The sequence below is a fragment of the Streptomyces sp. HUAS TT7 genome, from assembly GCF_051550175.1.
Taxonomy (GTDB): domain Bacteria; phylum Actinomycetota; class Actinomycetes; order Streptomycetales; family Streptomycetaceae; genus Streptomyces.
Map to the genome: position 1 here is coordinate 2,067,820 of NZ_CP196175.1, position 20,955 is coordinate 2,088,774.

16 protein-coding genes and 1 pseudogene are annotated in these 20,955 nt (G+C 71.0%); 5 read left to right on the forward strand and 12 right to left on the reverse strand.

Annotated features, from left to right (window positions below; genetic code table 11):
• Entirely contained in the window at nt 1-741 is a 741-nt protein-coding gene (locus ACSHXC_RS09220) for a sirohydrochlorin chelatase (RefSeq protein WP_438291112.1), read from the forward strand.
• A 322-nt stretch (nt 742-1,063) separates the two neighbouring features.
• Here ACSHXC_RS09220 and ACSHXC_RS09225 read toward each other — a convergent pair whose 3' ends face one another.
• From ACSHXC_RS09225 to ACSHXC_RS09235, 3 genes and pseudogenes are all read right to left on the reverse strand, one after another.
• Nucleotides 1,064-3,718, reverse strand: a complete 2,655-nt coding sequence (locus ACSHXC_RS09225; RefSeq protein WP_438291113.1) for a fibronectin type III domain-containing protein — start codon at nt 3,716-3,718, stop codon at nt 1,064-1,066.
• A 259-nt stretch (nt 3,719-3,977) separates the two neighbouring features.
• Nucleotides 3,978-4,103: pseudogene (locus ACSHXC_RS09230) on the reverse strand (maleylpyruvate isomerase N-terminal domain-containing protein); the annotation flags it as partial.
• A gap of 68 nt (nt 4,104-4,171) precedes the next feature.
• On the reverse strand, nt 4,172-4,804 hold the full coding sequence (locus ACSHXC_RS09235) for a mycothiol-dependent nitroreductase Rv2466c family protein (RefSeq protein ID WP_438291114.1): 633 nt from the start codon (nt 4,802-4,804) through the stop codon (nt 4,172-4,174).
• 161 nt (nt 4,805-4,965) lie between these two features.
• Between ACSHXC_RS09235 and ACSHXC_RS09240 the strand changes: the two genes are divergently transcribed.
• Nucleotides 4,966-5,817, forward strand: coding sequence for an aldo/keto reductase (locus tag ACSHXC_RS09240; protein WP_438291115.1), 852 nt, complete (start codon nt 4,966-4,968; stop codon nt 5,815-5,817).
• Nucleotides 5,818-5,949: 132 nt separating this feature from the next.
• On the opposite strand, the gene ACSHXC_RS09245 is transcribed toward ACSHXC_RS09240, so the two are convergent.
• The 5 genes from ACSHXC_RS09245 to ACSHXC_RS09265 form a co-directional block, all read right to left on the reverse strand.
• Entirely contained in the window at nt 5,950-6,510 is a 561-nt protein-coding gene (locus tag ACSHXC_RS09245; protein ID WP_438291116.1) for a DUF1697 domain-containing protein, read from the reverse strand.
• Nucleotides 6,511-6,587: 77 nt separating this feature from the next.
• Nucleotides 6,588-7,796 (reverse strand): S8 family serine peptidase, encoded by a 1,209-nt coding sequence (locus ACSHXC_RS09250; protein ID WP_438291117.1) that lies wholly within the window; start codon nt 7,794-7,796, stop codon nt 6,588-6,590.
• Between the two features lie 543 nt (nt 7,797-8,339).
• Nucleotides 8,340-9,611, reverse strand: a complete 1,272-nt coding sequence (locus ACSHXC_RS09255; RefSeq protein WP_438291118.1) for an ABC transporter substrate-binding protein — start codon at nt 9,609-9,611, stop codon at nt 8,340-8,342.
• 38 nt (nt 9,612-9,649) lie between these two features.
• The gene (locus tag ACSHXC_RS09260; RefSeq protein ID WP_438291119.1) at nt 9,650-10,489 is read right to left on the reverse strand and encodes a carbohydrate ABC transporter permease; all 840 of its coding nucleotides are present in this window, start codon (nt 10,487-10,489) and stop codon (nt 9,650-9,652) included.
• The gene (locus ACSHXC_RS09265) at nt 10,486-11,403 is read right to left on the reverse strand and encodes a carbohydrate ABC transporter permease (RefSeq protein ID WP_438291120.1); all 918 of its coding nucleotides are present in this window, start codon (nt 11,401-11,403) and stop codon (nt 10,486-10,488) included. The genes ACSHXC_RS09260 and ACSHXC_RS09265 overlap by 4 nt, the downstream gene beginning before the upstream one ends.
• 142 nt (nt 11,404-11,545) lie before the next feature.
• Here ACSHXC_RS09265 and ACSHXC_RS09270 point away from each other — a divergent pair, with 142 nt between their 5' ends.
• On the forward strand, nt 11,546-12,457 hold the full coding sequence (locus ACSHXC_RS09270) for a phosphotransferase enzyme family protein (protein WP_438291121.1): 912 nt from the start codon (nt 11,546-11,548) through the stop codon (nt 12,455-12,457).
• A 10-nt stretch (nt 12,458-12,467) separates the two neighbouring features.
• On the opposite strand, the gene ACSHXC_RS09275 is transcribed toward ACSHXC_RS09270, so the two are convergent.
• Both ACSHXC_RS09275 and ACSHXC_RS09280 read right to left on the reverse strand, forming a co-directional pair.
• Complete coding sequence (locus ACSHXC_RS09275) at nt 12,468-13,193, reverse strand: 3'-5' exonuclease (protein WP_438291122.1); 726 nt, start codon at nt 13,191-13,193, stop codon at nt 12,468-12,470.
• Nucleotides 13,194-13,299: 106 nt separating this feature from the next.
• A complete protein-coding gene (locus ACSHXC_RS09280) occupies nt 13,300-14,535 on the reverse strand; it encodes an SAV2148 family HEPN domain-containing protein (protein WP_438291123.1) in 1,236 nt (411 codons plus the stop codon).
• Between the two features lie 323 nt (nt 14,536-14,858).
• Here ACSHXC_RS09280 and glgX point away from each other — a divergent pair, with 323 nt between their 5' ends.
• Nucleotides 14,859-16,979 carry a glycogen debranching protein GlgX gene (gene glgX, locus ACSHXC_RS09285; protein ID WP_438291124.1) on the forward strand — a complete coding sequence of 707 codons (2,121 nt, stop codon included), beginning with the start codon at nt 14,859-14,861 and terminating at the stop codon, nt 16,977-16,979.
• Nucleotides 16,980-17,088: 109 nt separating this feature from the next.
• Here the strand turns inward: glgX and ACSHXC_RS09290 are convergent, their stop codons facing one another.
• On the reverse strand, nt 17,089-18,351 hold the full coding sequence (locus ACSHXC_RS09290) for an MFS transporter (protein ID WP_438291125.1): 1,263 nt from the start codon (nt 18,349-18,351) through the stop codon (nt 17,089-17,091).
• 81 nt (nt 18,352-18,432) lie between these two features.
• Between ACSHXC_RS09290 and treY the strand changes: the two genes are divergently transcribed.
• On the forward strand, nt 18,433-20,784 hold the full coding sequence (gene treY / locus ACSHXC_RS09295) for a malto-oligosyltrehalose synthase (RefSeq protein WP_438291126.1): 2,352 nt from the start codon (nt 18,433-18,435) through the stop codon (nt 20,782-20,784).
• On the opposite strand, the gene ACSHXC_RS09300 is transcribed toward treY, so the two are convergent.
• Entirely contained in the window at nt 20,744-20,914 is a 171-nt protein-coding gene (locus ACSHXC_RS09300) for a hypothetical protein (protein ID WP_438291127.1), read from the reverse strand. The two genes, treY and ACSHXC_RS09300, sit on opposite strands and share 41 nt — an antisense overlap.
• Nucleotides 20,915-20,955: the final 41 nt, after the last annotated feature.

Here is a 20,955-nt window from a genome sequence, read left to right on the forward strand (position 1 = left end):
GTGCACCGCCCGGTCCTCCTCGTCATAGCCCACGGCAGCCGCGATCCCCGGCACGCCGCGACGGTGCACGCCCTGGTGCGGCGCGTGCGGTCACTGAGGCCCGGGGTGCGCGTGGAGCTCGGCTTCCTGGACTTCAACGCACCCTCCGTGCCACAGATCCTGGACCGCCTGTCCATGGAAGGCATACGGGACGTGGTGGCCCTCCCCCTCCTCCTGACCCGCGCCTTCCACGCCAAGGCGGACATCCCGGCGGTCCTCGACCGGGCCCCGGCCCGCCTGAACATCCGCCTCGCCGACGTCCTCGGCCCCTCCCCCCTGCTGCTCGCCACGCTGGAACGGCGGCTGTACGAAGCGGGCCTCGACCCCGCCGACAAAAGCTCGACCGGGCTCGTCGTGGCCTCGGCGGGCTCCACCGACCCGGAGGCGATCGCAGTGATCGCTGAAATTGCGCGGGAGCTGCGGCACACCGGTTGGTGCGCCGTGCGGCCTGCGTTCGCCTCCGCGGCCCTGCCCCGTACGGAAGACGCCGTACGGGAACTTCGGGCCCTGGGCGTGCGCCGGGTGGCCGTCGCCCCGTACGTCATCGCCCCCGGCTTCCTGCCGGACCGGATCGCGCGGGGTGCGGCGGGGGCGGATGTCCTGGCCGAAGTGCTGGGCGCGGCACCGGAGTTGGCCCGGCTGCTCCTCCTCCGGTACGACGAGTCCCGAACCCGGGGTGGACTCCCGGCCCTGACAGCCTGACCCCTGGGGCTCCGCCCCAGACCCCGTTCGCGCCTTAAGGGCGCTCGTCCTCAAACTCCCCCAAGGCCTTAAGGGCCAGGGGGGACCCCCATGACAGGCTGAAATGCCTCGGCGTGGGCCAGCACCGACCCTGTTAGGGGCGCGGGGAACTGCGCGAGCAACCACGATGGCCCGCAGCCGAAAACGGCCCGTATAGACAGCCCCTCCGGCGTTTGAGGAGCAGGGGTCTGGGGCGGAGCCCCAGGAACCCCTCCCTTTCCATCTCGCCCCCGGAGGGTCTAGGGAAGGGGCGGGGAGGGGCCGGCCCGCCGCAGGCGCCCCCCTACCCGGCGGCCGAAGTCGCCCCCCTGACCGTGACCGCAGGCCCGACCCCCGCCGCCGTCACCGCCGCGACAGCCAACGTGTACGCAGTCCCCGGCGCCAGCCCGCCCACCACCCGGAACATCCCCTTCCCCGACGGCTGCGTGACCAGCGCGTCCCGTCCGGAAACCTCTACGACCCGCCCGTCCGAGACGGTGACCCGATACCCGATGACCCGGGCGTCGCCCGGAGCCGCAGGCGGCGTCCACGCAAGGGTGACCGCCCGTGCGGCGGCCCGCACCTTGACCCCCGTCGGCGCCCCGGGCAACACCACGGCCGCAGTCGGCACGAGCGGCGCCGAGGCGAGCGAGGCCGCGCTCTCGCCCCGCGCGTTGCGCGCGGTGACGGTCACCCTGAACGGCCCCTCGGACGCCGCCAGCTGCCCGACCCGCACATACGCCTGCCGCTTGAACCCGGCCGCCGTGATGTCCGCCCGCGCGGCCTCCGTGCCGTCGGGCCGCAGGGCATGCACGGTGTAGCCGGTCAGCGGTGAACCTCCGTCCGCATAGGCCGGGTTGAAGGTCACGTACAACGCGTCCGCGCCCGCCGTGCTCGTGCCCACGCGCGCGGGCGCCTCGGGCACGGACACCGCCTGGGTCGTACGGTCGAGAACGGAGCGGTACGCGGGCTCGATACCGGCGCCCGCGAGAACGTCCGGCGGCACGTCGGCGAGGCCGGCCATGATGTGGTTGCCGGTGGTCACCAGGCCCTTGCTGTTGGCGTCGGCGGTGCCTTCCTCCCACCAGTTGCCCTTGACCAGCGTCGGGTCGTTGTTGCCGAGCCTGTCGCGGTAGTCGGTGTGGCGGCTGGCGACATTGGCGTACGCGGCGCCGTACAGGACATTGCTCTCGACGGTCTCGTACGTACAGCCGTTGTCGGTGTAGACGCTCTTGCCCAGGCCCCACTGGTCGTGGATGACGTTGCCGGTGACCTTCTCACCGTCGGCCATGGACGTGCCGGTCAGGCCCTGGGTGTAGACGCCTCCGCCGTCGTCCAGGAGCTGCATGTAGTCGAAGACCAGGTTGTCGCGCACGGCGTTGTCATGGCTCGGGTTGGGTGTCGCGGGCGAGCCGATCTTGTCGGGCCAGCCGCCCCAGCCCATCGAGATCGCGCTGTAGCCGAGGTGGTCGAGCTGGTTGTGCGCGATGGTGTTGTGCTGGGTGTAGCCGTTGAGGATGCCGACACCGCCGTGGAACTCCCTCGGCAGCGCGTAGAGATGATTGTCCGTCACCTCCACACCGGAGGCCGGCTCCTTCCCGTCCACTCCGCCGATCTCCAGCCCATTGCCGGAGATGTCGGTGAACACGCTCGCTTTGACGGTGGAGTTGGATGTTCCCGCGCCGAGTTCGAGCCCGGCCGCGCCCAGATGCGCGAAGGTGCTGTCGCTGATGTCGATGCCGCTCGCGTACGTGAAGGACACATTGCCCGGCATCTTCGTCCAGGAGGCGAAGGGGCAGGTGCCGCCCGGGGTGAAGCCGCACAGGCCCTGGGTCGCCCAGCCCTTGGCGCCGGTGATGGTGTAACCGGCCTGGATCTCGGAGAAGCCCTCGGGGCCGGACGGCGTCAGCCAGGTCGCGTAGCTGAAGTCCAGACCCTGGAAGGCGACATCATGCAGGGGCGCCTTCGCGGTGCCGTGGCCGTCGAGCAACTTCTCGGCGGAGGCCGCCTCGATGTCGGCGCTCCTCGGGTCCTCGCCCTGGCGGGGCAGGTAGTAGACGGTGTGCTCGGTGCGGTCGAGGTACCACTCGCCGGGCTGGTCGAGGAGTTCGTAGGCGTTCTCGACGTAGGACGCCTGGCCGTTGTTGGTGAGCTTGCCGGGGCCGACCATGCTCACCGTGCGGCCGGGCCGGTCGGGGAACTCGACGCGCTTGTTGGAGTTGTCCCAGCACGGCTGAGCCATGGCGATCGCGGTGCCCTCGGCGGATGCGATCTTGCAGCGGGGCTCGGTCCACTGGCCGAGCCCGTTGCGCTCGACGTTCCAGAGGGCCTCGCCGCTGGTGTACACGAACTCGGCGTCGGAGGGGTGGCGCCAGTGCGCGATGGCGTCGGAGGTCGCGGTGTACCCGGTGGACGTGACGGTGAGACCGACCGGCACCTCGCCTCTCGCACGCTGTCCACGTACGCCGTCGACGTACAACTGTCGTGTGTCGGTGAGGCCTTGGGGCGCGGGCGCCGACCAGAGCCCGGGGCGTCCGGACACCGGCTGCCAGCCCTCGACCTTGCGGCCGCCGCTGATGACCGTGGCCCCGGCGCCCGCGCCCTGCCAGATGATGCGGTGGCCGTTCCGGCCGGAGTCGCGGGCGTCGAGTTCGAGGGGCTTGTCGGTGCGGTACGTACCGGCGGCGAGGTGGACCGTGAGGTCGGCGGTCTGGTGCGCCGCCCTGCCGCGCGCCAGATCGCGGGCGCGCGGCAGGCTGCGCACGGGGTGCTGGGCGGTTCCGTCGGCGGAATCGCTTCCCGTGGGGGACACGTACACATCGGCGGAGGACGCGTGCGGCGAGCGCGCCGTGGCCGACGGCACGAGGCCCGGGCCCCCCAGGGCCAGGGCGGCGGCGAGTGCGAGGATCGGGGCGGCTCTTCGGGGCGCCGTCCGCGGCGCGCTCCGGGATGCGGGCATGTTCCCTCCCAGTGGGGCTCATGGGACCGGCCCCCTGAGCCACTGGAAAGGTAGGAGCATTGACGTACCACGGTCAACACATCGATCTGGATCTCGCCCGGATTCTTGTCAACTCTCCTTAGTCATCGGATCACTTGAGTACGGCTTGGGGTCAGGCGCCCCGGTGCGGGTCGCGGCCGGAGGCCGCCAGGGCGCGCTCGAAGGTGGCGGCCGTGGACGGCAGGTCGACCGGGTCGGCGAAGCCCTGGTACTGGCGGTAGACCAGCGCCCGCACGTCCCACTCCCCGCAGGGAGTGGGCCCGGCGAGCCGACCGGGGGTGACGCCGCGCGCGATGCGGGCGGCCTCTGCTGCGCATTCGGTCATGGCACGGTGTTCGTTCTTCATGCGCCCCAGCCTGCCGTCGCGCCCCTCCCCCGGTATTGAAAAAACGCGACAGCGCTCTTGAGGCGGCCTCAGTCGAAGCGGAGGGATCCCGTCCGGGTCCGCTTGAGCTCGAAGAAGTCGGGGTACGCGGCGATCGTGCGCACGCTGTCGAAGAGCCGGGCCGCCTCCTCGTCGCGCGGGATCGAGCTGAGCACCGGGCCGAAGTAGACCTTGCCGTCGAAGTGCATGGTCGGGGTGCCGACGTAGCCGTCCTCGGCCGGGTCCTTGCCCGCGTCGTGGCTGCGGCGCACGGCTTCGTCGTACGCCGGGTCGTGGGCGGCTTCGGCGAGGGCTGCGGGCAGGCCGAGCTCCGCTAGGGACTGGGCGATCACCTCGTCGAAGTCCTCGTTCTTGTCCTGGTGGATACGGGTGCCGAAGGCCGTGTACAGATCGCGCAGCACGCCGTCGCCGTGCGCCTCGGCCGCCGCGACCGCGACCCGGACGGGGCCGATCGACCGGTCGACCAAGTCCCGGTACCAGTCGGGCAGTTCATTGCCGATGTTGTGGAGGTAGAGGCTCATCGGCCGGAATCTCAGCTCGATGTCGCGGTGCCGTTCGACCTCCAGCATCCAGCGGGAGGTGATCCAGGCGAAGGGGCAGGCGGGGTCGAAGTAGAAGTCGACGGTGGTGCGCTGCGCGAGGTCTTTCGTGGTGTCCGTCATGGGTCGAGCGTAGCTCGGCAATGGCCCCTGCTCGTGGTCCAATTCCATTTGTGATCACTGGGCCATTTCGGCGTCGGCCGGCTCGGCCCGTTCCTTGGCGGCCGTGCCGCGACCCGGTCCGCCGGCCGGAGCGTGGAGGGTGGTCGGATACGGTCCTTCGCATGATCTCTGAGACCTTCGCGCTCGGCGGCGACCGGCCCCTGCGGCGGCTCGGCTTCGGTACCGCGCAGCTCACCGGGCCCGGCTACTGGGGCCCGCGCGGTGAGCGGGCGGACGCGCTCGCCGTGCTGCGCCGCGCGGTCGAGCGGGGTGTCACGCTGATCGACACCGCCGACAACTACGGCCCGGGCCTCGCCGAGGAACTCGTCGCGGAGGCCCTGCACCCCTACCCGGCCGATGTGGTGATCGCGACGAAGGGCGGTGTCGTACGGACCAGTGACAGCGCCTGGCACATCGCGGGGCGGCCCGAGCAGTTGCGGGCGATGTGCGAGGCGAGCCTGCGCCGGCTGCGGACGGAGGCCGTCGACCTGTACCAGCTGCACCGGCTCGACCCCGAGGTGCCCATGACCGAACAGCTGGGCGCGCTCGACGAGTTGAGGCGGGAGGGCAAGATCCGGCACATCGGCCTGGACAGCGTCTCGGCCGAACAGGTGGAGGCGGCGCTCCGGTTGACCGATGTCGCCTCGGTGCAGAACCGCTTCAACCTTCTGGACCGGGAGTCGGAGTCGGTGCTCGGCCTGTGCGAGGCGCACGGCCTGGCGTTTCTGCCCTGGTTCCCGCTGGCCAACGGCGCACTCACCGGCGAGGCGGCGGCCGACCTCGACCGGATCGCCCGGCAGCACGGCGCGACCCGGGGTCAGATCGCCCTGGCCTGGCTGCTGCACCGCTCGCCCGTCCTGTGCCCGACGCCGGGTACCGGCTCGCCGGCGCATCTGGACGAGAACCTGGATGCTGCCCAAGTCAGCTTGTCCCAGGACGAGTTGAACACACTGGATGCGCTTCAGGCGTCCTGAGCCGACCCCGGGCTCCAGGCGTCCTGAGCCGAGCCCGATGGAGGCGGCGGTGCCGTGAACCGGGCCGCCTGTACGGGGTCGAGCATTCGCGGCTCCCCCTCGATGGCCGCCTCGACGGGCGACCGTTCCACCTCAGGCACCGGCCGCCTCCGTCATCCGCACCAGCGCCTTGACGGTGTTCCAGTTGCGGGAGGTCGCGTCGATGCCCTTGAGCAGGCCGGGCCGGGACAGGGCGGCGCCGAGCTGCGACTTGCCGAGTCCCTCGGGCGCGTACAGATAGAGCACCTGGTCGCCGAGCCGGAACTCCTCGGGGAGGAAGGCGGCCCGGTCGATGGAGGCGAAGCGGTCGGCGGTGACGGGCGGGCCCGCGAAGAAGGTGGCGTGCAGCTGCTTGCCCTCCAGCTCGTCGGCCGGGAAGGGGCAGGCTTCGAGAACGGACCGCAGATAGGGGCCGCTGCGCACCATGCAGGCGACCCGGAAGCCGAAGTGCTTCTCGATGGCGGCCTCCAGGTCCGCGGCGAGCGCGTCCTGGTCGCGGGAGGTGCTGCTGAAGACGGCGTTTCCGCTGTTGAGGTACGTCTTCACAGCGCCGTGGCCGAGCTCGCCGAGGATTTTCCGGAGGTCGGCCATGGGAACTTTTTTGTTCCCGCCGACATTGATGCCGCGGAGCAGAGCAGCGTACGTCGTCGTCATGGGGTCACCCTAAAGCGGCCCCCGCGCCCCGTGGGGGACGGGCGCGGGGGCCGCCGTTCGATGCTGGTGAAGGGTGTCTACTCGACGATCTTCAGCAGCTTGTTCGGGGTGCCGGGGCTCGCGTTGGAGATCTTGTCGGCCGTGGCGCCCTTGGTGAGGGCGTCGGAGACCTGAGCCGGGGTGGCGTCCTTGTGGCCGGCCAGGTAGACGGCCGCGGCGCCGACGACGTGCGGGGTCGCCATGGACGTACCGGAGATGGTGTTGGTGGCCGTGTCGCTGGTGTTCCAGTCGGAGGTGATGTCCGAGCCCGGGGCGTAGAGGTCGACGACCGAACCGAAGTTGGAGAAGTCGGACTGCTTGTCGTCCTTGGTGGAGGAGGCGACGGTGATGGCCTCCTTCACGTGCGCCGGCGAGCTGTTGCCCGCGTCGGTGGACTCGTTGCCGGCCGCGATGCCGAAGGTGACGCCGGAGGCGATCGCCTTCTGGACGGCCTCGTCCAGCGCCGGGTCGGCGGTGCCGCCGAGGCTCATGTTGGCAACCGAGGGGCCCTTGTGGTTCTTGGTGACCCAGTCGATGCCGGCGACGACCTGCTCGGTGCTGCCGGAGCCCTGGTTGTCGAGGACGCGTACGGCGACGATCTTCGCCTTCTTGGCCACGCCGTGCTCGGCGCCCGCGATGGTGCCCGCCACGTGCGTGCCGTGGCCGTTGCCGTCGTCGGCCTTGTCGTTGTTGTCGACCGCGTTGAAGCCGTAGGAGGCCCGGCCGCCGAAGTCCTTGTGGGAGATGCGGACCCCGGTGTCGATCACATACGCGGTGACGCCGTCCCCGGCGCTGTCCGGGTAGGTGTACTTGCCGTCGCCCTTGGTGTCGGTCTGGTCGATCCGGTCGAGGCCCCAGGACGGCGGGCTCGCCTGCTCCGCGTTGATGTGGAACTTCTTGTTCTGTACGACCTTGCCGACGGACGGGTCGGCGGCGAGCCGCTTGGCCTGGGTCTCCGAAAGCCCGCTGGCGGAGAAGCCGTTGACGGCGGAGGAGTAGTCGCGCTGGAGGCTGCCGCCGTACTCCTCGGCGAGCTTGCGCTTGGAGTCGGCCGTGGCCGACTTGTCGAGCAGGACGATGTAGCTGCCGTCGACCGCGTCCTTGGCGTTGAGTCCGTAGACCGTGCCTTCGGCGGGGGTGGCTCCGGCGAACGGAGAGTTCAGTACGGTCACTCCGGCCGCCGCCACGACGGCGGTTATGGCTGCGGTGAGCTTGATCTTCTTGCTCGCACGCTTGTGAGTTGCCATGAAGAGGGGTCTCCTCGTCACTATTTGTGGGGGGTTTGCCTACCGGACGGAAACTTTCCGGGGCTGATTCGAAACCCTTGCCGATTGACGCGCGCAGATCAAGGCCTTCATGCAGCTGTGACTTACCCAACAAGCTTTCGTAATCAGAAACCGGCCAGGAACGGGCAACTCGGGCTTCGTGAAGGGCAGATGGACACTCTGTGTGAACCCTTTGACCTTTTGCCGGGCTCAACTCCCTTTACGTGTAAGGGGCTTCGGTACGCCTCGTCGGTGATGCCTCCACACCGCTGGGATGAGCCCGGCTCGGGCGGGCTCGCCTGGGAGCACGACGAGACGGCCGGATCGCACCCCTAACGTCGAAGGGTGGCTGGACGGCGCCGGGCCGTCGGCCACCGCCCGGGCGGCTTGCCCGGCCTCACGCACGACGAGGCCGTCGTGCCGCCGCCGGCCGAGTCCGCCCCGGCCCGTTCGGGGGACGGGCCGGGGCAACCCGCGGGGCTCCTTCCAGGGCTCCCCTTTCAGATCGGGCTCCCCTTTCAGAGCTCACCGCTGATAGCGCGCCAGGACCCGATTTCCGTCCTGGACCAGCCGTTTCTTCAGCTCGGCCGCGCCGATGGCCCCGCTGTAGTACTCCTGCAGGGCCGGCGTGGCCACCTTGTCCTTCCACTCCGGGTAGCCGCGCACGGACTGCGCGGGGGCCGAGCGCAGATACGGGGCGAGGGCCGCGCCGGTCGCCCAGCCGTCCTGGGCGGTGTGCAGGGCCGGGTCCTTGAGCGCCTCGGTTCCCGTCGGGAGCATCCAGTCGCCCCTGGCGAGCCGCACCATGTTCGGCGGGCTGAGCATGAAGTCGACGAACTGGGCGGCCTCCTTTTTGTGCGGGCTGTCCTGGGCGACCGACAGGGTCTGCGGGCTGACGCCCTGGTCCAGGCCCGCGCTGCCCGCCGGGGCCGGAAACACCGTCCAGTCGAAGCCGGGCGGGGCCTGCTGCACGATCTGCTGGCGGTAGGAGAACCCGAGCGGCACCATCGCGTACTTGCCGCCGAAGAAGCCGGGCAGGGTGTCCGAGCCGCCCATGCCGAGGGTGGTCCGCGCCGCGCTCCTGTCGGTGTTGACCTGGTCGTGAATGGTGTCGGGGACGACGGCGTCGCCCGCCGTGAACTCCACCTTCGCCTTGCCGTCGGCGCCCCGCGCGAACAGCCGGCCGCCTGCGGACAGGCTCAGGTTGAGGGTGACCGAGACGGGCTCCTTGAGCGGCCAGGCCACGCCGTACTTTCCGTTGCCGCTCAGCTTCTTCGCCACCTGTCCGAACTCGGCCCAGCTCCAGGGATGTTCGGGCGTGGGGATCCGAACCCCCGAGGACTTAAGGATCTTCGTGTTGGCGATGAGGACTCTCGGCTCCTGGAGGAACGGCACTCCGTAGACCCTCTTGTCGAAGGTGGCCGTCTCCCAGCTCTGCGCCGGGATGTCGCCCTTGAGCCGCTGCGGGAGCAGACCACCCAGGTCCGCGAGGTAGCCGCCGTACGCGAAGTCGGCCAGGTCGTCGGACGCGTCGTGGATGACGTCGGGCGCCTCCCCTCCCTCGAACGCGGTGAGGAGCTGATCGTGCACGGTGTCCCAACTGCCCTGTACGTACTGGACCTGGATGCCGGGGTGCGTCGCGTTCCACTCCTTGACCAGGGCCTTCGTCGCGTCGACCGACTCCTTCTGCCAGGCCAGGGACTGGAAGCGGAGCCTGACGACTCCCCCGCCTCCGGATCCGCCGTCCGAGCACCCGGCGAGCAGCGGCACGAGGAGGGCCAGCACGGCTGCCGGCATCAACAGACGTACGGGTGCGGTCCGTTCACGAGACCGCATCAGCTCTTCACCGCCCCGGTCAGCATGCCGCCGGTGATCCGCTTCTGGATGATCGCGAAGATCACCAGGGAGGGCAGGGTGGCGAGGAAGGCGGCTGCCGCGAGCGGGCCCAGGTCGGCGACTCCCTCCGCGCCGAGGAAGTGGGTGAGGACGACGGGCAGGGTCTGTTTCTCGGGGGTCTTCAGCAGAACGAGTGCGAAGAAGAATTCGTTCCACGCCGTGATGAAGGCGAAGAGCACGGTGGCCACGATGCCGGGGGCGAGCAGGGGCGCGGTGACCGAGACGAGGGTGCGCAGCCGCCCCGCGCCGTCGACGGCGGCCGCCTCCTCCAACTCGGGTGGCACGGCGCGTACGTAGCCGTTCAGCATCCAGAGCGCGAACGGCAGCGACCAGACCACGTACACCATGACCAGACCGCCCACCGAGTTGATCGCGTGCAGGTTCTTGAGGACCAGGAAGAGCGGAATGATCAGCAGGACGAACGGGAACGCCTGGCTGATCACCACCCAGCCCGTGGCGGCGGCCGCGAGCCGGCCCCGGTGGCGGGCCATGACATACGCCATCGGTGTCGCGATCACCACCGCGATGAGGGAGGCGGAGAGGGCCGCGATCAGGCTGTTCAGCCCCGCATGGAGCAGGGGCTGTTCGTCGAAGGCCTGGCGGAAGTTGGCGAGCGTGGGGTGCCGGGGGATCCAGGTGGGGTGGAGCGAGCCCAGTTCGCGCGGCGGCTTGAAGGCGGTCGAGATCAGCCAGAGGAACGGGAAGGCCAGGAAGACAAGATAGGCGAGCAGCGCGAGGTACTGTCCGGCGCGCCCCGACTTCCTTGCGCGCGCGGTCACTTGCCGTCCCCTTCCCGGAGGCGGCCCACCAGGAAGAGGGCGAGGCAGACGGCGATCACGGCGACCATCACACAGCCCATGGCCGCCGCGTATCCGAACTGCCCGTAGCGGAAGGCCTCTTCGTACGCGAAGAGCATCGGCAGCCGGGTGCGCCCGCCCGGACCGCCGTTGGTCAGGACGTAGACCAGGGCGAACGAGTTGAAGTTCCAGATGAAGTTGAGCGCCGTGATCGCGAGGGCCACCGGTTTCAGGGCGGGCCAAGTGACGGTGGTGAAGCGGCGCCAGGCCCCGGCCCCGTCGATGGCGGCGGCCTCGTGCAGTTCCTGCGGGGTGTTCTGCAGCCCGGCGAGGAGGGCGACCGTCGTCTGCGGCATGCCGGCCCAGACGCCGACGACGATCACGGCGGGCAGGGCGGTGGCGAGGCCGGTCAGCCAGTCCCTGCCGTCCCCGAGACCCAGGTCGCGGACGGTTTCGTTGAGGATGCCCGCGTCGGGCTGGTAGACGAGGCGCCACATGATGCCGACCACGACCTCGGGCATGGCCCAGGGGATGATCGCGAGCGCTCGGGCCAGCCAGCGCAGCCGGAGTTTCTGGTTGAGGAGCAGCGCGAGCCCGAGGGCGAGCAGGAACTGGGGCACGGTGACGCCCACCGCCCACAGCAGCCCGATCCTGAACGACTCCCAGAACAGGCCGTCGTGCGCCAGGTCCCAAAAGTTGAGCAGGCCGACCCACTGGGTGGGGGCGGTGCGGCCCGACTGGGAGTCGGTGAAGGCCAGCGCGATGCCGTAGAGGAGCGGTCCCACGCTGAGGACCAGAATGGGGATGAGAGCCGGGAGCACGAGGAACCAGGCCCCGCCCCCGTCACCACCCTTGTGTCTGTTCGTCGGCTTTCGGGTGGCTGACCGTGCGCTCACGGTCGCAGATGTCACTGTTACGACCCCTTTGTCCAGTAATGCCGAACAGCCTCCGTCATCGTGCTGACGGTCCGTCCGTTCGTCAAGACGACCTGCGTAAATGCGAGACTTGGCCAGTAGGAACGATCACCGGGAGACGATCATGGATGAGGCACGGGCACGCGAACTCCTTGCCGGAACGGCACTGAGCGATGCCGGCGGGCTTGCCGGAGTCGCCGACGCCGAGCTGCTCGCACTGGGCGAGAACGCGGTCTTCGCCCTGCCCGGCGCCGCACACGCCCTGCCGGACGGCCTGGTCGTCAAGGTCGGCCGCGATGCCACGCACCACCCCGAGCTGCTGGAGCGGGCCGAGCGCGAAGTGGCTGTCGCGACCTGGCTCGCCGAGGCCGGGGTGCCCGCGGTGCGGGCCGCCGAACCGAAGCCGAGGCTCGTCGAGGGCCACCCGGTGACGGTGTGGCACCGGCTGCCCGCGGCCGAACGCCCCGCGGGGCCAACCGATCTGGCCGAACTCCTGCGCCGCGTCCACGCCCTGCCGGCGCCCGCCTTCCCGCTGCCCCGCCGTGAACTCCTCGGCGGCGTCGAGCGCTGGCTACACCTGGCCGGTGACGCGATCGACCCCGCCGACGCCGCGTATCTGCGGGCGCGCCGGGACGGCTTCGCACAAGCTGCCGCGGCGCTCACCCCGCATCTGCCCCTCGGTCCCATCCATGGCGACGCCCTCCCCCGCAATGTCTACATCGGCCCCGAAGGGCCGGTCCTGGTCGACCTGGAGACGTTCTCCGCCGACTTCCGCGAGCACGACCTGGTCGTCATGGCCCTGTCCCGCGACCGGTACGGGCTGCCCGCCGAGCAGTACGACGCGTTCGTCACCGCCTATGGCTGGGACGTCCGCGCATGGGACGGCTGCGCGGTCCTGCGCGGTGCCCGCGAGACGGCCAGCTGCGCCTGGGTCGCCCAGCACGCCCCGACCAACCCGAAGGCGCTCGACGAGTTCCGCCGCCGCGTCGCCTCGCTGCGCGACGACGACCCCGAGGTGCGCTGGTACCCGTTCTGACCGCCCGGCCTCAGCCCCGGGCCGGGGCCGCCAGTTCGCGCAGCGGCCAGGAGCCGTCTATGACCGCGTCGGCCGTGCCCTTCTTGCGCAGGAACTCCTGGAAGTCGGCCGCCCACTCCGCGTACCAGCGGATCTGACGGTCATGCAGTTCCGCCGGTTCGAGCCGCGCCACCTGCGGGTGGCGCTCGGCTATCGCCACGGCCACCCGGGCCGCGGCCAGCGCGTCGGCCCCCGCGTCGTGCGCCGACTCCAGGACCACTCCGTATTCGGCACACACCGCTTCGAGCGTGCGCTTGCCCTTGCGGTAGCGGTCCACGGAGCGGTCGATCGTGTACGGATCGACGACGGGCCCTATGGCGGCGCCGTCCAGCCGGTCGCTGAGCGAGGGCAGTTGGTGGCGCCGCAGCTCGGCGGCGAGCAGCGTCAGATCGAAGGCGGCGTTGTAGGCGATCACGGGCACGCCCCGGCGCCAGTGGCCGGCCAGCGTCTCGGCGATCTCGTCGGCCACCTCGGCGGCGGGCCGGCCCTCGGCCGCGGCCCGCTCACTGCTGATCCCGTGGACCGCGGACGCCTGCGCCGGGATCCGTATCCCCGGATCCGCCAGCCAGCTCCGCTGCCCCACCACGTCGGCGCCCCGCAGTTCGACGACCGCGGCCGTCACGATGCGCGCCTCGCGCGGCTCGGTGCCGGTCGTCTCCAGGTCGAAGCCGACCAGCGGCTCCAGGTGCCAGCTCATGCTGCCCCTCCTTCGTGGTGCTTTCCCCCAGTTGACGACCACCCTCGCACGTGGCACTGACAATCGGCCGGGCGGCCGGAATTCACCCGGCGAAGCTCACCACAATTCAGGACACAGGGCGCGAATCGACCCAGACCGACTCGAACTCCTCACGGTACGTCTCGAAGAGCCCGTGCTCCACGTCCTGGCCCGGCCGCACCACGCCCCGCCGCCCGCCGCCGCGCAGCACGAGCACCGGCGCCTCCATCCCCCGCGCGCGGCGCAGATAGGACTGGACGACCGCGACGCCGTCCGCGCCGTCGCCGTCCACCAGGTAGGCGGTGAAGCGCGGCGTCTCGTCGAAGACCTGGATCTCGAAGGCCCCCGGGTCGCGCAGCCGGGCCCGCACCCGCCGCATGTGCAGAATGTTCATCTCCACGGCGCGGCTCAACTCGCCCTTCTTCAGGCCGAGTTCACGCTCACGGCGCTTGACGGCACTGCTCGCCGGGTTCAGGAAGAGCAGCCGGACGCGGCAGCCGGACTCGGCGAGCCGGACCAGGCGCCGGCCCGAGTAGTTCTGCACCAGGAGGTTGAGACCGATGCCTATCGCATCCAGTCGGCGGGCGCCCCCGAAGAGGTCCTCGGCCGGCAGCTGGCGTTGCAGGCGCACCCGGTCGGAGTGGACGGAGACGACATCGGCGTACCGGTCGCCGACCAGGTCCTCCACGGCGTCGATGGGCAGGCGGTGCGCGCCCGGCGCCCCGCCGGCGCCGCCGAGCACGTCCAGGAGCCGCGCCGAGGCCCGCTCCGCCTGGGCGAGCACGGCCTCGTTCAGCGCCCGGTTGCGCGAGACGACGTTGCGGGCCACCTCCAGCTCGTCCAGGGCGAGTTCGACATCGCGCCGGTCGTCCACGTACGGCTCGAAGCAGGGCCAGTGCTGCACCATGAGCTCGCGCAGCTGCGGGAGGGTGAGGAAGCTGAGCACGTTGTCGTCGGCGGGGTCGAGCAGATAGCCCTTGCGGCGCGAGACCTCGCGCACCGCGACGGCCCGCTGCACCCACTCCTGGCCCGCGGGGCCCGCCGCGGCGACCACCCAGTCGTCGCCGTGGACCGGCTCGTAGATAGGCCGCAGCACGGCGGCGACCACCGCGCGCAGCCGCTGCTCCACCAGGTTCAGCCAGATGTAGGCGCGCCCGGCCCGCTGCGCTCGCGTACGCACCTCGCTCCAGGCGTCCGCGCCCCAGTCCAGCTCCGCCCCGATCTCCATCGGGCGTGCGAGGGAGACCGCTCCGGGCGGGATGTCGCCGGACTCCCCCTCATGACCCGTGTCACCAGGGGGCAGCTCAAGACCTCCCGAGCTCACCCACGCACCGCCTTCCGCCCCCGGCAACCCCAGCGGGTCCGGCCCGCCCTGCACGCCCTTCAACGATCAAGGAAGGGTACTCCGGGAGCAGGAGGCGCTGCAGCCCGATGGCGGGTCGAGTTTCCCAACTGGCCCGAGGATACGGCCTGTTCTGATGGGCACTATCTGTCGGGGTGAGCGGATTCATAGCGCTTGCGCCGCACAGCCCCGAGCCGGGTCACCCATTGGCGCACGCGGACGTCCTGGGTGACCGTCGTCTTTTCGGGGAGGATCTGGCCGAACAGCCCGTCAGCACCCCGAGCGGAAGTGGAAGAGTCTTGCCCATGCAGGTATGGCCGGGACAGGCTTACCCACTCGGCGCCACGTACGACGGCGCCGGGACCAATTTCGCGGTCTTCTCCGAGACCGCCCGTCGGATCGAGTTGTGTCTGCTGCACGACGACGGCTCGGAGACCGCCGTCGAGCTGCGCGAGTCCGACGCGTTCGTACGCCACGCCTATCTGCCCGGCGTGCTGCCGGGCCAGCGGTACGGCTTCCGGGTGCACGGACCGTACGAGCCGCAGAAGGGGCATCGCTGCAACTCGGCGAAACTGCTGCTCGACCCGTACGCGCGCGCCATAAGCGGGCACGTCGAGTGGAACGAGGCTGTCTACGGCTACCACTTCGGGCGGCCCGACAGCCGCAACGACCTGGATTCGGCGCCGCACACGATGGCCTCCGTGGTGGTCAATCCGTTCTTCGACTGGGGCGACGACCGGCCGCCCCGCACCGAGTACCACCACACCGTGTTCTACGAGGCTCATGTCAAGGGCCTCACCATGCTCCATCCGGAGCTGCCTCCGGACCAGCGCGGCACCTATGCGGCGCTCGCGCACCCGGCCGTCATCGAGCACCTCACCCAACTGGGCGTCACGGCCCTTGAGTTGATGCCGGTGCACCAGTTCGTCAATGACCACCGGCTCGCGGACGCCGGAATGTCCAACTACTGGGGCTACAACACCATCGGCTTCTTCGCCCCGCACAACGCCTATGCCTCCTGGGGCGACCGCGGCCAGCAGGTGCTCGAGTTCAAGCAGGCGGTGCGGGCACTGCACGAGGCGGGCATCGAGGTCATCCTCGACGTCGTCTACAACCACACGGCGGAGGGCAACCACCTCGGCCCCACGCTCTCCTTCCGGGGCCTGGACAACACGCAGTACTACAGGCTCGCCGACGACCTCCGTTATTACGAGGACACCACGGGCACGGGCAACAGCCTCCTCATGAGGTCGCCGCACGTCCTCCAGCTGATCATGGATTCGCTGCGCTACTGGGTGACCGAGATGCATGTGGACGGCTTCCGCTTCGACCTCGCGGCGACGCTGGCCCGCCAGTTCCACGAGGTGGACCGGCTCTCGTCCTTCTTCGACCTGGTCCAGCAGGATCCGGTGGTCAGTCAGGTCAAGCTGATCGCCGAGCCGTGGGACGTGGGCGAGGGCGGCTACCAGGTGGGCAACTTCCCGCCGCTGTGGACCGAGTGGAACGGCAAGTACCGCGACACCGTACGGGACTTGTGGCGCGGTGAGCCGCGGACCCTCGCCGAGTTCGCCGGGCGGCTCACCGGCTCGTCGGACCTGTACCAGGACGACGGGAGGCGGCCGCTCGCCTCCATCAACTTCCACACCTGCCACGACGGCTTCACCCTCAACGACCTGGTCTCGTACAACGACAAGCACAACGACGCCAACGGCGAGGGCAACCGGGACGGCGAGAGCCACAACCGGTCCTGGAACTGCGGCGCGGAAGGCCCCACCGAAGACGGCGAGGTGGCGGAGCTGCGCGCCCGGCAGATGCGGAACTTCATCGCCACCCTGATGCTGTCGCAGGGCGTGCCGATGCTGAGCCACGGCGACGAGTTCGCCCGCACCCAGGGCGGCAACAACAACGCGTACTGCCAGGACAACGAGCTGTCCTGGGTGCACTGGCCGGACCCCGGGGACGACCCGGACGGCACGCTCCTCGCGTTCACCCGGGCCATGGTCGGGCTGCGCAAGGACCATCCGGTCTTCCGGCGCAGGCGGTTCTTCCACGGGCGCCCGGTGCAGGGCACGCACGACGAGCTCTCCGACATCGCCTGGTTCACCCCCGAGGGCGAGGAAATGGCCGACCGGGACTGGCAGTCGGCGAGCGCGAAGGCGCTGTCGGTCTTCCTCAACGGCAACGCGATCTCGGAACCGGGGCCGCGGGGCGAGCGGATCGGCGACGACTCGTTCCTGCTGATGTTCAACGCGAGTGCGGAGGCGATCGACTTCGTGGTGCCGGTCAATCACGGCCGGCAGTGGCAGGTGGTCGTGGACACCTCGCGGCCGGAGGGGGTACCGCCGGGCGAGGGACCGAAGGTGGCGGCGGGCGAGCGGGTCGGGCTCGTCGGCCGGAGCATGACCGTGCTGCGGCGGCCCGCGTAGCCGCCCACCGGGCTCCTCAACGGCCCTGACCTGCGCAGGAGTTCGATTGTCAGTGGGCTCGGGCACAGTGGGGACCATGAACGCGACCACCGCCCGGGCAGCTGCCGACTCAGCTGTCGACCGGAGTCCTCGGGGCCGCCGCGACGCCGCTGACGGCATCCGCGGTGGCCGCCTCCGCCCGCCGTCCACCGAGCCCGCGCACGGACCACGAGCACACCGCGCAGAGCGCCCCGGCCATCACCATCACGGTGAACGCGGCGACCGCACCGTGGTCCTGCGCGAGCCGTCCCGACAGCGCGAGCGCGAACGCCTGGCCGCCGACGATGCCGCTGGTGAGGAACGCCATCGACTCGGCGAGCCGGCCTGCCGGAACCAGGCGCTCCGTCAGCCCGAACACGGTGATCAGATGGGGCGCGTACGCCACCCCGAGCACGATCACCGTGGCGTACAGGCCGGCCAGCGTGTTCACGAAGAGCAGCGGCACGGAGAGCACGACCAGCGCCGCGGTGGCGATCCGCCACCGGACCGGCAGGGCGAGCCGCTCCGGCACGGCCACCATGGCGAGCCCGGCGGCCGCGCTCATCACGCCCATGGCCGCGTACACGAGCCCGGTCTGCGAAGGCCGGCCGAGCTGCTCGGTCAGGGCCGTGATGCCCGCCTGCGAGGCGCCGAACATGGCGCCCTGGAGAACCATCGTGGCGCGCAGCGCGTACACCGCGCCGGGCAGCCGGGTGCGGGCGGCTCCGGTGCGCTGCGCGGCGGTCACCTGACGTGCCGTCGGATGCAGCGCGAAGGCGGTGCCGCAGACGGCGAGCAGGGCCGCGGCCGTCATGAGTGCGGCGGCCGGGTGGGCGAGGGAGGCGGCCAGACCCACGAAGGCCGGGCCGAGGACGAACGAGATCTCGTCCAGGGTGCCTTCGAAGGAGAGCGCTCCGGCCACGGTCCGTTCGTCGGCCCCGGCCCGGTGCGCGAGGGCCACGGTCCGGCTCCGGGCGAGCGGCCCTACCTGGGGGACGCTGGCCCCGGCCAGGGCGCCGAGCAGGGCCAGCCAGCCGGTCGCGAGGTGGGAGAGCGCGGCGAGCACCAGGCCGGTCACGGCGGCGGCGTTGGCGAGCGCCGCCGCGAGCACCACGGTGCGCTGTCCGAGGCGGTCGGCGGCGCGCCCCAGGAGCGGGCCCGCGACGGTCTGCCCGGCGGCCAGCGCGCCTCCGGCAAGCCCGGCGGTGGCCAGGCTCCCGCTGGTCTCGGCTACCAGGAGCACGCTGCCGAGCTGGCACATGGCGGTCGGCAGCCGTCCGAGGAAGGAGATCACCGGCAGTACGGGCCCCGTCAGGGCGAGCACCTTGCGGTAGGTCTGAAGCGATCCGGCCATCAGGCGAAGCTAACGCGGCCGACCGGGGCATACGCATGGGCCGAAGGCACAGAAGCCGCCCGTCGGGGTACGTACGTTCATATGACCCCGCCCATCGCGACCTATCGGCTCCAGCTGCAGCCCGGATTCCCGTTCGCCGCCGCCGAGGAGGCACTGCCCTACCTTGCGGAGCTCGGAATCTCGCACCTCCATCTGTCGCCGGTCCTGGAGGCCGTGCCCGGCTCGACGCACGGCTACGACGTCACCGACCACGCGAAGGTGCGCGAGGAGCTGGGCGGCGAATCCGGGCTGCGCCAACTGGGAGCAGCAGCAAGGGAGTTGGGGCTCGGCCTGATTCTCGACATCGTGCCGAACCACATGTCGGCGGCCGCGCGCCACAACCGGCAGCTGTGGGACGTGCTGCGCTCCGGCCCTTCGTCGCCGTACGCCTCGTGGTTCGACATCGACTGGTCGGCGGGCGACGGGCGGATCCTGCTGCCGGTGCTCGCCGGCCCGCTGGGCGCAGAGCTGGACCGCCTGACGGTGGACGGCGGCGTACTGCGCTACGGCGAGGAGTGCTTCCCCCTGCGCGAGGGGACGGCGGGCCTGCCGCTGCCGGAGCTGCTCGACTCACAGTTCTACCGGCTCGGCTGGTGGCGCCTCGCCAGGACCGAGCTCAACTACCGGCGCTTCTTCACGATCGCGGAGCTGATCGGCCTCCGGGTGGAGGACGAGAGCGTCTTCGACGCGACGCACGCCAAGATCCTGGAGCTGGTCCACGACGGCGTGGTGGACGGGCTGCGGGTCGACCACCCGGACGGGCTGGCGGACCCCGAGGCCTACCTGCACCGTTTGAACGAGGCGACGGACGGCCGCTGGACGGTCGTCGAGAAGGTCCTCACCGGCGACGAGCGGCTGCCGGCGGGGTGGGCGGTCGCCGGGACGACCGGATACGACGCGCTGCGCCACATCGACGGCCTGTTCACCGATCCGGAAGGCATGGAGCAACTCCTCGCCATATATGGCGAGTTCACCGGAGCCAGCGGTGACCGGGGCGGGCACTGGGGACCGTCGGTGCGCCGTGCGGCATACCGGGTGCTGACCCATGAGCTGGTGGCCGAGACCGAGTACCTGGTGCGCCTGGCGCAGCGGATCTGCGCGATGGGCGGCCCCGAGCTGCGCGATCACGCCCCGTGGGCGCTGCGGCTCGCCCTGCGGGAGCTCCTGGTCCGGGTCCCCGTCTACCGGCCCTACCGGTTCGGGGCGGAGCTGATAATGCCCGCCTCGGCCGCCCTGGAGTCGAAGGCGGCCTTCCCTGTCGCGGAGGAGTCCGCAGCGGTGGACCTGATGCGCGACCTGGCGCTCGGCCGGCTCGGCGACACCCCGGACCGGGAACGGTTCCGTACGCGCTTCGCGCAGACGTCGTCGGCGCTGCACGCCAAGTCCGTCGAGGACACGGCCTTCTACCGGTACACGCCGCTGCTCTCGGTGAACGAGGTGGGCGGGGATCCGGGGCGGCCTTCGGTGGAGCCGGACGAGTTCCACGCGTTCTGCACACGGCTCGCGCGCGACTGGCCGAGCACCGGCACCGTCCTGTCAACGCACGACACCAAGCGCAGCGCGGACGTGCGGGCCCGGATCGCGGTCCTCTCCGAGTGTCCGCAGCGGTGGGCGGCGCTGCTCGACCAGGTGGCCGGGGCGCGGGCGCCCGATCCGCATCTCGCCTGGGTCGCGTGGCAGACCTCGGTCGGGCTCGGCGGGCTGCCGGAGCCGGAGCGGCTGGGGGCGGCGCTGCTCAAGTCGGTGCGCGAGGCCGGTCTGCACACGGGCTGGACGGAGCAGGACCCCGGCTACGAGAAGGCGGTGAGCGACTTCATCGAGGCGGGGCCGGGTGGTCAACTCGCTTCAGTTGTACGGGAGTTCACGCAGGAGGTCGAGGATGCCTGGCGGGCCAACAGCCTCGGGGCCGCGCTGCTGCATCTGACGATGCCGGGCGTGCCGGACCTCTACCAGGGGACGGAGGACGAGTACGCGGCGCTGGTGGATCCGGACAACCGGCGCCCGGTCCGGTTCGACCGTGCCTCTCTGGCCGACCCCGGCGACAAGCTCAGGGTGACCTTGGCGGCACTGCGGCTGCGGCGCGAACTCCCCGGAATATTCGGCGAATCCGGCACCTACGCGGAGCTGGCAGTGCGAGGCCCTCGCACCGGTCACTGCGTGGCGTTCTGCCGCTCGGGCGAGGTGGTGACGGCCGTGACCCGGCTCTCGCTGCGGCTCGCGGAGGCGGGCGGCTGGGCGGGGACGGAGCTGCGGCTTCCGGAGGGCCGATGGGCCGATGTCCTCAGCCCGGAGCGGCAGTTCAGCAGGGTGGTGGCGCTGGACGAGCTCTTCGCATCGCTCCCGGTGGCGCTGCTCAGGAGGGTCGCACAAGAAGGAGGCGCGGGGCCCGGGTGAGCAGTCCGCTCTCGGCCGCCGGGGTCAGCGCTACCTCGGGCGAGGAGAGCGCGTCCGGAGCCAATGCCGGCTCGCGTGAGGAGGGGTGGGGCGGGGTCAGCGCTGCCTCGGGCGGCTCGACGGTTGTCATCGCGCGCCTCCCCGCCGGATCCGGTGTTGACTGCCCGGCGG

Bases quoted from the DNA above. Each gene is read 5' to 3' on its own strand.
- treY (WP_438291126.1), top strand. From the start codon at position 18,433: ATGACCCCGCCCATCGCGACCTATCGGCTCCAGCTGCAGCCCGGATTC.
- ACSHXC_RS09245 (WP_438291116.1), bottom strand. From the start codon at position 6,510: ATGACGACGACGTACGCTGCTCTGCTCCGCGGCATCAATGTCGGCGGG.
- ACSHXC_RS09270 (WP_438291121.1), top strand. From the start codon at position 11,546: ATGGATGAGGCACGGGCACGCGAACTCCTTGCCGGAACGGCACTGAGC.
- ACSHXC_RS09290 (WP_438291125.1), bottom strand. From the start codon at position 18,351: ATGGCCGGATCGCTTCAGACCTACCGCAAGGTGCTCGCCCTGACGGGG.
- ACSHXC_RS09240 (WP_438291115.1), top strand. From the start codon at position 4,966: ATGATCTCTGAGACCTTCGCGCTCGGCGGCGACCGGCCCCTGCGGCGG.
- ACSHXC_RS09300 (WP_438291127.1), bottom strand. From the start codon at position 20,914: ATGACAACCGTCGAGCCGCCCGAGGCAGCGCTGACCCCGCCCCACCCC.
- glgX (WP_438291124.1), top strand. From the start codon at position 14,859: ATGCAGGTATGGCCGGGACAGGCTTACCCACTCGGCGCCACGTACGAC.
- ACSHXC_RS09250 (WP_438291117.1), bottom strand. From the start codon at position 7,796: ATGGCAACTCACAAGCGTGCGAGCAAGAAGATCAAGCTCACCGCAGCC.
- ACSHXC_RS09275 (WP_438291122.1), bottom strand. From the start codon at position 13,193: ATGAGCTGGCACCTGGAGCCGCTGGTCGGCTTCGACCTGGAGACGACC.
- ACSHXC_RS09225 (WP_438291113.1), bottom strand. From the start codon at position 3,718: ATGCCCGCATCCCGGAGCGCGCCGCGGACGGCGCCCCGAAGAGCCGCC.
- ACSHXC_RS09255 (WP_438291118.1), bottom strand. From the start codon at position 9,611: ATGCCGGCAGCCGTGCTGGCCCTCCTCGTGCCGCTGCTCGCCGGGTGC.
- ACSHXC_RS09235 (WP_438291114.1), bottom strand. From the start codon at position 4,804: ATGACGGACACCACGAAAGACCTCGCGCAGCGCACCACCGTCGACTTC.